Below are 12,531 nucleotides of genomic sequence, written 5' to 3'. Positions count from 1 at the left end.
GCGTACTAAAATCTGAAAACTTTTTTCCTAAATGAAATTCTTCTTTTTCAGAAGGAATCCGGTCCTTAAACTGGCGCAATGTTTCGAAATCTTATCAAAATCCTATCGTATCCGTTTCGTCTGATCTTTCACAGCATCCGTTGGTTTCGATTTCGATTTTTTCGAGGCAATCACTATTTCTTGGAAATTCCGTCCGAGTTTTCGAACTACCGCAAATCTTTCTTTATGAGACTTCTTTCGTCCAAGGACGACGATGTTTTTTTCACGGATTTTTTACTCGAACTCAAACTCCTTTCTCAGATTCCGAATCTTGAAAAAATTTCGATTCTGATCCAACAACCCGAGTACGGTTTCGGAGAAACGTTGAGCATCGCGGAACGATTGCAGATTCTCAAAGAATCCGGAGTAAAACTCGACGGCTTCGCTCTGACGGGCGGACTGAAATCCTTATTCTTACTCGGTGTTTGCGACCAACGTTTGAGTTCGGAAGCTTCCGAATTTTTTCCCGTTCTGCCTTCTGCGGAATCTTTCTTTTTTGGAAACGCTGGAAAAAAATGGGGAGTGAAGGTGGAAACCTTTCAAAGCGGACCTTATAAATCCTTTGGGGAATCGTTTCAAAGAGACGGCTTTTCACCCAAGGCAAGGGAGAATTTAAACGCGCTACTCAAACAAATGACGGACGACTTGGAATCCCTGTTCAAACGTTATACGGGCTTTGGGCTCAAAAATTTTGCGGAACCTTTTTTATCCGCGAAAACGTTGAAGGAAAGAAAATTCATCACGGGTTTTTTGCACGAAGAGGATTTTAGGGAGAATTTTCTATACGCTCATTACGAAAACGACGAGAAGGATCTAAAGCCGATCACAAAAGAATTGAGTTTTTCATCTTTATACCGTTTTGCTAAATTAAGAAATTTTAAACTTCTTCCGGGAAGAGAACCCATCGTCGCCGTTCTTCCTTTGAAAGGAAACATTCATCACGATACGATCGGAAAAGGAGAAGGTAAAACCGATGGGATCTCCTATCATTCCGTAAAATCCGCGCTGAAAGAACTCAGAGACGAACCTTCCGTGAAGGCCGTGGTTTTGGAAGTGGATTCTCCCGGCGGTTCCGCGTTCGTTTCCGAACTTCTCTATCAGGAAATCCGAAAGTTACAAAAGAAAAAACCGGTTTATGCGTATGTTCAAAACGTTTCCGCAAGCGGAGGATATTATCTTTCCTGTGGAGCTTCCAAGATCTACGCTTCTCCCTATGGAATCGTGGGAAGCATCGGAAGTATTTCCCTTCGTTTGGATATGAAAAATCTCTACACCAAACTCGGTGTAACGAAGGACCGAGTCGGCTTTTACAAATACAGGGATATCTTATCCGAGTACGGACCGATCCATCCGGAATCGAAAAAATTGATGGAACAGGAAATCCAGGATTCCGAAGGACTTTTTTACAAACGGGTTTCCGATGCGCGTAAGATCGAGGTCAACACATTGGACAAACGATTCGGTCAGGGAAGAGTTTTTACTTCGAGCCAATTTTTAAAAGACAAGATGATCGATTCGATCACCGACTTTTTAGGAATGCTGGAAGACATCAAACAGGAATTAAAAACCGAAAAGGTTCAACTTCGATACTTGCCTACTCTATTTACGTTTCAAAGTTTTCTAAAGTCTTTACGACCCGGATTTTTATCAAATCGACTCGGTACAGATTTAGCTTCCGTTTTTTCGGAAGAGATTCGATCCGCGTCAGCCGAAATCGCGGACCCGCTTCGTAAGAAGTTTCGATTTGCGGAAGCGGAATTTATACTTCAATCTCCGTTTTGGAAACAAGGATAAAGAATTTTTACTTAGAGGCGGCTTTTACAATTCGATTGAGGAGCGCCTCTTTTCCGTTTTCGTCCTTAGGAATTTGACACCAGGCCTCAGCGATATTTTTCCGATCACATTCCACAAAAAACGAATAGATGGATTTCATGTATTCCTCGTTGTTTGAAACGAGGACGGAATACGCGGACTCGGATTCTATCTCAAAACCGATCTGAGCGTATTCTTTTGGAATTCCGTTTAACGAATCCTTTAATACGACTTTGCACTGAGGAGCGTAGTGTCTGTATTTGAGTCCCGGGCTGATCGGGGCAACATACATAGAAGTCGAATCAGTTATGTTCTTCGATTTCGAAACATCGGATTTTGTGTTTTCGCCGAATCCGCTAAAGGATTCAAGTCCCTTTAAATCGGGAAGAATTTCCAAAAGTTGATTTCGATCTACAAAACCCGGACGAAGAAGAATCGGAACATCGGAAGTAAAGTCGATCACCGTGGATTCGATTCCGATCTTGGGTTCCACACCCGTAAGAATACAATCCACCTTACCTTTGAATTCATCCAAAACATATTCCATTTTTGTTAAGGACGGTTTTCCGGAAAGATTGGCGGAAGGAGCCGCGACCGGAACTCCGCAAGATTCCAAAAACTCCCTCGCGGTAGGATTGGAAGGAATTCGAACCGCAACCGTATTCAAATCGGCGGTAAAAAGATCCCGATTGCGTTTCGGAAAAATTCCGGTGATCGGTCCCGGAGAAAATTTCTGAAACACAAGTTCGCCCTCTTTGTTTACTTCGCCGCAAATTCTCAGAGAAGAAAGATTTTCAACGTGAAGGATGAGAGGATTGTCGGACGGGCGATTCTTAACTTCGTAGATTCTTCTGCAAGCTTTGTGATCGAAGGCGGAGGCTCCGATTCCGTAGACGGTTTCTGTAGGAAAAACGACAAGCCCTCCTCGAAGCAGAATTTTCGCCGCTTCTTGAGGAGAGTCGGTAACGAGTGTGTTAACCTTGTTTTCTGGCAAGTTTCTCCGAATGATGTTGGCGATCCGCCTTCGCTTCTTCGGGAGCCGATTGTTGAGTTTCCGGCGCCGGAGCATTCGGATCTTTTACTGGCTCTTTTATTTTTTCCACAGGTGGAAGTTTATTAGAAACTAATAATTCTAGATAATCGTTGATTCCCGGATCGTTGTCGCTGATCAACTGCCAGAATGAAAAACCGCCGAGATCGTATTTTCTCAAAAGGCTCATTTTATCTTCGAAGGCTTTGCGGTTCATATAAAACGCAACGCGGTCGCAACCTTCCGATTTATACCAGATGCTCGGATCTTCGTATGTTTTTCCGGTGTGAACCCAGGAGAACTTGGAAAGATTGGTCCAAGAATCGGAACCTTTCGTATTCGCAAGAATCTGATCGATGTTAGTCGGTTGTCTGTGAATTCCCAAATCCTTTTTACGAACCGCGTCCTGATAATAAACGGACTTGATCTTCGCGTTACAATTCAAAGCCCAATCGTATCCGTAAGTAGGAATCGCCATATAAAGTTGACGGGAAGGAACTCTCGCTTTCGCATATTCGATGATACTTTTGATCCAGATGTTCGGAGCCTGCGGTCCCGGTCCCGGGTTTCTGTATTTACGAGGATGCAATTCATATGCCATAATCTTAATGCGATCCGCGTATTTTGCGAGGAAGGCGTAGTCGTGCGTCATAGGCCCTCTCCAGTTTTCCGCGTAATCCATCTTGATCTTTTCTTTCAAACCCTTGCAGGCTTTCATCGTTTCTTTTTTAGCGGGAGTTTTTGGGTGAACCGCAACGGAAAGAATTTTACCGCGTTTGTGAATTTCTTTGGAAAGAATGACGATGAACTCTTCGAACTTCTCTTTTTTCTCGCAACTCATTCCTTCGTAGTCGATGTCGATCCCGTCGTAACCGTAAGTATCGACTTCATGAAGAATGTTCGCCATGTGACGATCGCGAATATCGTTGCGACCGTTCATCCCGATGTTCTCTGAGATTTTTTCGTATTTATTTTCCCAGCGAAAAATCGTAGGAATGATCTTTACGTTCGGATTGAGTTTGCGAAGTTCGGCGACACGTTCGTGTTTTTGAGTGCTTCCCCAGCTGGAATAAAGATCTCCGTTGTTCGTATCTCTTCCCTTCATTCCGTAGATGAACGGATGAATCTCGTTGTAGAGATGAACCGTTTTTTTCATCGCTTCGTAATCGGAAAACCAAGTAGACGCGCGGAACGTTGTGTTGTCGTCCGCTTTCGGAAGAAGCGTTGCTTCAGGCATATCTCCGCCGAAAGAAAAGAAACTCGATTTGGATTCTTGGGAAGAATCTTCCGCTTTGGAAGCGGAATCGTCCGGCTTTGCGCTTCCGTCCGTTTTATCGATGAAGAATAGATTTTTGATTCCGTCCATGATCCCGACGGAACTCGTACGAACGTTTTCCCCCGTAGGATTGGAATCTCCCTTTTTGAGAAGGTTGATCCCTAAGGAAAAGGAAAGTGCGGATAATAAAAACCAAGTTAAGGAATAGAATAAGAACTTATTCTTAGGTTCGGAAACTTTCTGAAAAGGAACGGGTTTTATCAAACCTTCGGGGATATTGTGTTTGTCTTCTTGTTCGTGTGCCATCGGTGTTACTGTCTAATTATCGAATCGAAACGTAAGAAAATAAAGAAGTTTCCTAACTCGATGATTTTGGGATCCACTTCCAGAGATTTACAGGGGTAGAGACTGTCAAATGGTTCTTTTTACAAGTTGACGAATTCGAGGGGTGAGCGAAAAAAACTGCTTATGCCTCTTTCCAAATCTCTGAAATTATTTATCACCTTAAACGCATTCTTTCTTACTTTCTTGATTCTCGCCGAAGTGACAGGTTCTAAACTTTTTGTCTCTTTCGGTTTCACTCTTACGATGGGTGTGATTCCGTTTCCGGTCACGTTTATCGTAACGGACTTACTGAACGAGTACTATGGTAGAAAGGGAGTTCGTTTTACCACCCTCGTGGGAATGGTAATGATCTTTGTTGCCTACTTTCTTCTGATGTTGGACATGTCCATTCCTGCGGCGAAGAATTCTCCCGTAGACGATCATTCCTTCAACGTGGTTTTTGGAAACTCCGGAAAGGTGATCGTGGGTTCGATCGTGGCGTATTTGATCGGGCAGTTGATCGATATCCAGATCTTTCACTTTTTACGAGTTAAAACCAAGAACAAATATATCTGGTTGCGTGCGACAGGATCTACGATCGTTTCACAACTCGTAGATTCTTTTGTTGTCATTTATATAGCCCTGGGTGGCGGAAATCTCAGCTGGCAGGAACTGAATCAAATTTCGACGAACAACTTTATCTACAAATGCGGGGTTGCCATCGCGATCACTCCTCTGATCTACGGAGCGCACAAAGCGATCGATTGGTATTTGGGTGAAGAAGCGGAAACCATGATCGAATCCGCAATGAAGGATGGACGATCCGATACGGAACCGCTTTCTCCTGGCTGAAATGTTCGCGTAGATCCTCGGCGAAGACGAATAAAGCGCCTCACACGATCCATTCATCAAACGGCAAGAGCGAACGAGTTTCAACTCACTCGAAATAAAACCAGATTCGATTCTTCCAAGGATCGAAAACGGAAGCATATTGAAAATCTTGAACCTCCAGGGAAAATCCCCTGGAAAGCAAATCGGTTTTCAAAGATTCCCATTCTCCCTTAGAAATTCGAAACGTAAGAGTTCCGGGACTGACCGGGCATTTTTTAGATTCTTTACTGAAGATTAAAATTCCCCGATTGGCCTGGGAAAGTTCGGAATGGTTTTGGGAACTGCTTTGAATTTCCAGACCGAAAAGTTCTTTGTAAAGATTCGCCGAAACGGAACAATCCGTGGATTGAAAATTGGCCGCGTAAAATTGGATCATGTTTGGATAAAGGCCCGATTCCATTGGGAAGAATGCGGATTCTTCTTCGTTTAATTGGTTGTCTAAAGAGTAAAACTCAAAAAACTGGAAGAAGAATTTTTTGCGAGAATCACATGGCAACAGATCAGGAAGACTACGTTCGCATATTTGATACGACTCTGAGAGACGGGGAACAATGCCCCGGAGCCGCGATGACCGAAAACGAAAAGTTGGAGATCGCCGCTCAACTTGCCACGATGAAGGTGGACATCATCGAGGCCGGATTTCCGGTTTCATCCCCCGTTCAATTCCAAGCGGTGGAAAGAATCGCCCGAGAAACCGAGGGTCCGATCATCGCCGCGCTCGCAAGAGCGATGAAGGCCGATATCGAATCCGCATCAAAGGCGCTTCAACCCGCAAAAAAAAGAAGAATTCATACATTCATCGCATCCTCTCCGATTCACATGAAATACAAACTCGGAAAGGAACCCAAAGAAGTTTTAAAGATGGCGATCGAAGCCGTCACTCTCTGCAGACAGTTCGTGGACGACGTTGAATTTTCCCCCGAAGACGCTACGAGAAGCGAACCCGAGTTTCTCCGTGAACTCTGTGAAGCGGTAATCGAAGCCGGTGCGACCACGATCAATATTCCGGACACGGTCGGTTATACAACTCCGGCGGAATACGGGAATCTGTTTAAATTCTTAATCACAAACGTAAAAGGCGCAAACAAAGCGATCTTCTCCGCGCATTGTCACAACGACTTAGGACTTGCGACGGCAAATTCTTTAGCCGCAGTTCAAAACGGCGCTCGTCAGATCGAATGTACGATCAACGGAATCGGCGAAAGAGCCGGCAACACAGCGATGGAAGAAGTTGTGATGGCGATGCGAACCAGAAAAGATACGCTTGGAATTCAAACGCAGATAAAAACCGAAGAGATCGCCCGCGCTTCTTATCTCGTAAAAACCATTACGGGAATGCTCGTTCAACCGAACAAGGCAATTGTGGGAGCCAACGCGTTCGCACACGAATCCGGAATTCATCAAGACGGTGTGATCAAACACAGAGAAACCTACGAGATCATGAAACCCGAAACCGTAGGACTTTCCTCGAATCGAATGGTTCTCGGAAGACACAGCGGTCGCGCAGGATTTAAGGATAGAATCGTAAAGTTGGGTTTTACTCCGCAAGCGGAAGAACTCGAAGCCGCTTATCAAAGATTTTTAGACATCGCCGATCGTAAAAAGGAAATCTACGACGAGGACATCCGCGCCCTCTTCTCCGAAGAAACCAGAAAGTCAACCGGGGACCGTTATCAACTCGAAGGTTTTACAGTTTCCACAGGAACCAAAAGTACGCCCACTGCGGGCGTGAGAATTTCGGTCGACGGTCATGTCAGGGAAGAATCTTCCACCGGCGACGGTCCGGTCGACGCGATCTATAAGGCGATTCAAAAAACTACCGGCATGGATCCCGAGGTTTCCAGACTTGTAATTTCTCCCGTAACCGAAGGACAGGACGCGATGGCGGAAGCTTCGGTCACCTTGGAATACAAGGGAGAAAGAGTGGTCGGAAAAGGAAGTTCCACGGACATCATCGAAGCCTGTTCCAGAGCTTACATTTCCGCTCTGAATCGACTTTAATAGTTTAGAATATTCTAATTTTGAATTCTTTTTGAACCCATGGTTCCAATGCCGCGCGACTTGTCGCTCCTCTGATAACGTTCTCGAAGTCTGTAAAACATTCGAGAACGTACACGCGTCATAGATTCCACACGCCAAGCAAACAAGTCCTGACGAACCTGTAAGAACCTGCGAACGTCCAGTATTTTGTTTCACTGAATTCTTCCGTTCTATCCACTTCAAACGAACAAGGTTCGGCAATTTGTTGGATATCAAATCAGAATTCGTCTCCAAAAAGCCACACAAAGCCTAGTCGGAAGACAAAAACGAATCGCCCGTTCATTGTAACGATCCCTAAATAATTCTCTTGCCCGGATATGGATCGATTTTCAAGGTAGAATGGAGAGATTCTCCAATAAAAAGGTTTGTTATGAAATATTCTGAGATTTTTGAGCCGATTCAAATCGGTTCCGTTACGCTTCCGAACAGAGTCATTATGGGTTCGATGCACTTAGGACTCGAAGGAATGCCGATGACCGCGGAAAGAATGATCGCGTTCTACGGAAGACGTTTCGACGGAGGCGCAAGTTTTATTACCACGGGAGGAATCTCGGTCAATCACGAAGGAAAGGGTTCGAACATATTCTTCAACTTTCAAAAAGAAGAAGACTGTAAGGAGCTTTCCATCGTTGCAAACGCGCTCAAACCCAAAGGAGTTTTTTGCGCTCAACTCTTTCACGCGGGAAGATACGCGTATCACCGCGAACTTGTTGCACCGTCCGCGTTACGCGCACCGATCAATCGTTTTATTCCAAAGGCACTTTCCGAAGAAGAAGCTTGGAGAACCATCGAAGACTTCGGCGACTCCGCTCTCAAAGCAAAAGAAGTCGGTTTCGGCGCAGTGGAAGTGATGGGAAGCGAAGGTTATTTGGTGAATCAATTCTTCTCTGGCGTGACCAACCAAAGAGACGATTTTTTCGGAGGAACTCCCGAAAAGAGAATGAACTTTGCCACCGAAGTGATGAAGAACGTTCGTAAAAAAGTCGGTAAGGATTTTCCGGTCGTGTATCGTATGTCCGGCATCGACTTGATTCCAGGCAATCCTACTTTCGAGGAAGTGATCGCTCTCGCCGAAAGATTGAAAGCGGAAGGCGCGGACGCCCTCAACATAGGAATCGGTTGGCACGAATCTAGAATTCCCACCATTTCCATGCTCGTGCCGAGAGGGGCTTGGGCGAAAATTTCCGGAAAGATCAAAGCAAGAGTCAAAGACATTCCGATCATTGCATCCAACCGAGTCAATATGCCGGAAACCATGTCCAGAATTTTAAAGGATCACGAAGCGGACGTTCTGAGTATGGCTCGTCCCTTTTTAGCGGACCCGGATATTTTAAATAAGATCAAAGCCGATCAAGAAGAAAGAATCAATACTTGTATCGCGTGCAACCAAGCTTGTTTGGATCATACGTTCAAAGAACAGATGGTTTCTTGTTTGGTGAACCCTTCCGCAAACAGAGAACTCGAAATCAGCAAACTCAAAAACGCGGATAAAAAACACGTTGTGGTTGTGGGTTCCGGTCCGGGAGGACTTGAGTCTGCGAGAATCAGCGCGATCCGAGGTCATAAGGTAACGGTTCTCGAAGCAACCGATAAAATCGGAGGACAACTCAACCTCGCGGCGCAAATTCCGGGTAAGTCCGAATTTTTCGAAACGATTCGTTATTTCAAAAACGAACTGAAAAATCTTGGAGTTGATATTCAGTTCGGTCATCAGGCCACGCTCGCTAGCATTCTCGCCTTAAAACCGGACGCGGTTATCTTTGCAACCGGGGTTAAACCGAGAGAATTCTCCCTTCCAGGAATCGAAAAAAAGAAAACCGCATCCTATGCCGATTATCTTTCCGGAAAGTTCAAACCGGGTAACAATGATAAGGTGGCGATCATCGGAGGCGGAGGAATCGGTTGCGACGTAGCTCACAAACTTACGGAAGAAGAAGCGCCTACGATCGATTCTTACTTTCACCGTTACAACGTAACCTCTTATACCGAAGCAAAGATCCGTCCGGAAAAACCGGAGAGAAAGGTTTCCATCTTCCGAAGATCGGGCAAAATCGGTTCCGGTTTAGGAGCGACTACCGCTTGGGCCTTGCTCCAAGAGCTCGAGTCCAAAGAAGTCGGATTTTATACTTCACTCAACTACAAGGAAGTTACGGACAAGGGTCTTGTCGTAGAAACGAAAAAAGACGGCCCGGTTACGATCGAGTGCGACTCCATCATTCTCTGCGCGGGACAACTGAGCGAGGTTTCTCTTTACGAAGAATTCAAAACGAAATCTCCGGGCATTCCAGCGCATTTGATCGGCGGAGCCAAAGACGCATCTGGGATCGACGCAAAACGTGCGATGTTGGAAGGTTTTGAAGCCGCCATTTCGATCGGAGTGAACTAAAACTTCGAATTTTCGAAACGAGATTCGAAGTTTTTACGGCGTAAACATTCTCCTCTGACGACGCGCGGAACCGTACGCGTTAGGAGGAGAATGTATTGTTCTCAAAAACTTTCTTTGTACTTTCCATCCTTGTCGCCCTCCACTGCGGGACCAATCCTCGACCTTCGACGCAAGAATTTCAGTCTTCCAACTTCCAAGACCTTTCGGGAACCTGGGAAATCTACACGGATTTTACAACCTTACGATCCGACCTAAACATCGAACAAATTCGCGAGTTAGATCCCTCTTTCTGGAAGCCGGTTTTGATTCCTTCCAATCTCAAGCAGTTTGTGGATCTTCATACAAAGGGTTCCGCTCTTCGAGGCAAAGTAAATCTTCTGTTTCGAAAAAGAATCGAACTTTTACATCCGGAAGATTCTTCTTTGAGCCTATCCTTGGGAAAAATTTCCGATCGAGGAATCGCATTTTGGAACGGAGAAAAACTTCGGGAAGAATTCTTTCCGGAATACGAAAACTCAATTCCTCAAGGGTATGATCGGACTCGGATTTATGAAATTTCAAAAAATAGAATATTCGTAAACAATGAAATATTGGTGTTCGTTAAGCCGTACTTCGATTACGAATTCGGAATTCTATCGGGTTCGGTTGGAATCGGCTCTTCTTCCGAAGTCTGGAAACGGTTTTATCTGGGGGAAATCGGCGGACTTTTGGTTTTCGTTTCATTCTTACTCGTGGGAGTTTTCTTTTTGTTTCTTTCCGTTCGAGAAAGGAAATGGGAAGAGAATTTTTACTTCGCCCTTTTTCTGATCTTTTTCGCGTTGTTTCAAATTTCGCTTTCCGAGCTGAAATACTTCAGCGGCTGGAGGATTCTCCACTTAAAAAAAATCGAATATTCGTTTCTTGCGTTTTTGTTTCCGTTGTTTTGCAGATTTTTAAACTCTTTGTTTCGAAAGGCGAAAACAAAACTTCATTCTTCTCTGGAAATCGTTATCGGCGTCGCGCTCGTTTGGATCCTTTTTTCCGAATCGGTTCTGAGAATGGATCAAATCAATCGTTATGTTCTACAGATTTCTTGGATCGGTTTTGTATTCTTAAGTTTGAGAACTCTGATCCCGAATCTTCGGAAAAGTTTCGAATCCAAGATGATTCTTTTCGGAATTTTGTTTTTGCTGATTTGTGTGGGAAGCGACGTTCTTTCCCAACGAGGAATGTTCAAAATGATCCGTCTTTCCGGTTTGGGAGTTTGTGGATTCCTCGGATTTCTCACGTTAATTCTCGCGGACAGATTCTTACGAATGAAAGAGAAACTCAAATCCTGGAATCGCGTATTGGAAACCGCGATTCGGAATCGAACCGAAAAACTTTCCTCGACGCTGGAAGAAATCAAACAACTCAAAGAACAACAGGACGGAGATTACTTTCTGATCACACTTCTCTTTCAGCCGTTTCTTTCCAAAAATTATAAAACCGATTCCACCCGGATCGAAATTCATAGAAAACAGTTTAAGAACTTTCAATTTAAGAATCGATCCTACGAGATCGGTGGCGACGTGGTTTTAAACGAAACCGTTCTTATCTCGGGAATCGAATATCGAGTATTGATCAACGCCGACGCGATGGGAAAATCCTTACAAGGAGCAAGCGGCGCTTTGATCTTTTGTTCCATCGTTAAAAGCTTTCTGCAAACTCCCGATTACGAATTTAGAAATCCAGAGAATTGGCTTTTTCTTCTTTATAGAAATCTACAGGCCGTTTTTGAATCCTTCGACGGAAGTATGTTGGTTTCCGGAATTCTTTCCTTATATAGAATTTCGAGCGGGGATTTATTCTTTCTAAACTGCGAACATCCTCCGATCGTTCTTGTTCGAAACGGAAAAGCGGGTTATCTTCGCGAAAACGAGGTGCAGAGAAAGATCGGTTTTCCAGATTCCGATCTCAAAGTAAAGATCGAACACTTTAAACTTTTGCCCGGCGATACGATCCTCTACGGTTCGGACGGAAGAGAGGATTTATACATTCAAGATTCATTGTATTCTTCCCAAAGACAAAAATCCTCGGAGCCGACCTTGTTTTTCGGCCTGGTCGAAAAAGAAGTTCCGGACTTGGACAAACTCGAAAACGAAATTCTTCAGATCGGAGAATTGAGCGACGATCTGAGTTTTCTAAAAATTCAAACGGAATCGAAAACGAATTTCGACGAGGAACTTTCCCGATGTAGAATGCTCATCCGACAAGGAAACGAATTCTTTCAAAGGGAAGAATATCAAAAGGCCTGTTTCCAATACGCCCGCGCATCCCTTTTAAGACCGGGAGATCTGAAACTCGCGAGAATGGTTTTGCTCCTCGCTAAGAAATCTCAAAACTTCAAACTGATCCGATTTTTCTCCGAAAAGATTCTTTTGAGAATGGACGGGTTCGACTTGCAGGGCACTAAGGATTCTCCCCGGATAAAAACCTATTTCCGACTCGAAAACCTCGATATTACCATTCAGGACTTCGGTTCCGGAAAAAAAGCGGTTTAAGCGTCATAAAAAGAATTTATTGTTGAAATTGTTTCAAAATAAATATATTAGTCATAGTTAATTCATTCTTTGGCGAAGATTCGAGCACTTTGTAAATAAGGATGAATCCGGGAACCCTAGTCTCCTAAATCTTCGGCCTTCCGGTTATCTTTCAATGCCAGCTCGTTTGCCGGAGTAGAATCCGAATCCTGTCTTTCGGATCGGTTTTGGA

7 protein-coding genes and 2 pseudogenes are annotated in these 12,531 nt (G+C 44.4%); 5 read left to right on the top strand and 4 right to left on the bottom strand.

Annotated elements, in window-relative coordinates:
• Window positions 1-78 precede the first annotated feature (78 nt).
• Window positions 79-1,833 carry a signal peptide peptidase SppA gene (gene sppA / locus CH367_RS17180; RefSeq protein ID WP_100763723.1) on the top strand — a complete coding sequence of 585 codons (1,755 nt, stop codon included), beginning with the start codon at window positions 79-81 and terminating at the stop codon, window positions 1,831-1,833.
• Window positions 1,834-1,840: 7 nt separating this feature from the next.
• On the opposite strand, the pseudogene CH367_RS21185 reads toward sppA, so the two are convergent.
• The 3 genes and pseudogenes from CH367_RS21185 to CH367_RS17170 all read right to left on the bottom strand — a co-directional run.
• Window positions 1,841-2,140, bottom strand: a pseudogene (locus tag CH367_RS21185) (Sua5 family C-terminal domain-containing protein); the annotation flags it as partial.
• 80 nt (window positions 2,141-2,220) lie between these two features.
• Window positions 2,221-2,845, bottom strand: a pseudogene (locus CH367_RS21180) (L-threonylcarbamoyladenylate synthase); the annotation flags it as partial.
• On the bottom strand, window positions 2,826-4,463 hold the full coding sequence (locus CH367_RS17170; RefSeq protein WP_100763721.1) for a glycosyl hydrolase family 18 protein: 1,638 nt from the start codon (window positions 4,461-4,463) through the stop codon (window positions 2,826-2,828). The pseudogene CH367_RS21180 and the gene CH367_RS17170, both read right to left, overlap by 20 nt.
• Before the next feature lie 162 nt (window positions 4,464-4,625).
• Between CH367_RS17170 and CH367_RS17165 the strand changes: the two genes are divergently transcribed.
• A complete protein-coding gene (locus CH367_RS17165) occupies window positions 4,626-5,333 on the top strand; it encodes a queuosine precursor transporter (protein WP_100763720.1) in 708 nt (235 codons plus the stop codon).
• An 85-nt stretch (window positions 5,334-5,418) separates the two neighbouring features.
• Here the strand turns inward: CH367_RS17165 and CH367_RS17160 are convergent, their stop codons facing one another.
• On the bottom strand, window positions 5,419-5,748 hold the full coding sequence (locus CH367_RS17160) for a hypothetical protein (protein ID WP_100763719.1): 330 nt from the start codon (window positions 5,746-5,748) through the stop codon (window positions 5,419-5,421).
• A gap of 38 nt (window positions 5,749-5,786) precedes the next feature.
• Between CH367_RS17160 and CH367_RS17155 the strand changes: the two genes are divergently transcribed.
• From CH367_RS17155 to CH367_RS17140, 3 genes are all read left to right on the top strand, one after another.
• Window positions 5,787-7,373, top strand: a complete 1,587-nt coding sequence (locus CH367_RS17155; RefSeq protein ID WP_100763844.1) for a 2-isopropylmalate synthase — start codon at window positions 5,787-5,789, stop codon at window positions 7,371-7,373.
• A 409-nt stretch (window positions 7,374-7,782) separates the two neighbouring features.
• Window positions 7,783-9,798 (top strand): oxidoreductase, encoded by a 2,016-nt coding sequence (locus CH367_RS17145; RefSeq protein WP_100763717.1) that lies wholly within the window; start codon window positions 7,783-7,785, stop codon window positions 9,796-9,798.
• Between the two features lie 95 nt (window positions 9,799-9,893).
• The gene (locus CH367_RS17140; protein ID WP_100763716.1) at window positions 9,894-12,320 is read left to right on the top strand and encodes a SpoIIE family protein phosphatase; all 2,427 of its coding nucleotides are present in this window, start codon (window positions 9,894-9,896) and stop codon (window positions 12,318-12,320) included.
• Window positions 12,321-12,531 lie beyond the last annotated feature (211 nt).

This window comes from Leptospira barantonii, from assembly GCF_002811925.1.
GTDB classification, from domain to species: domain Bacteria; phylum Spirochaetota; class Leptospiria; order Leptospirales; family Leptospiraceae; genus Leptospira; species Leptospira barantonii.
This window is presented reverse-complemented; position numbering and strand designations above follow the sequence as displayed.

Excerpts from the sequence above, each read along its gene's own strand:
- CH367_RS17160 (WP_100763719.1), bottom strand. The coding sequence starts at position 5,748 with ATGATCCAATTTTACGCGGCCAATTTTCAATCCACGGATTGTTCCGTT.
- CH367_RS17145 (WP_100763717.1), top strand. The coding sequence starts at position 7,783 with ATGAAATATTCTGAGATTTTTGAGCCGATTCAAATCGGTTCCGTTACG.
- CH367_RS17165 (WP_100763720.1), top strand. The coding sequence starts at position 4,626 with ATGCCTCTTTCCAAATCTCTGAAATTATTTATCACCTTAAACGCATTC.
- CH367_RS17170 (WP_100763721.1), bottom strand. The coding sequence starts at position 4,463 with ATGGCACACGAACAAGAAGACAAACACAATATCCCCGAAGGTTTGATA.
- sppA (WP_100763723.1), top strand. The coding sequence starts at position 79 with ATGTTTCGAAATCTTATCAAAATCCTATCGTATCCGTTTCGTCTGATC.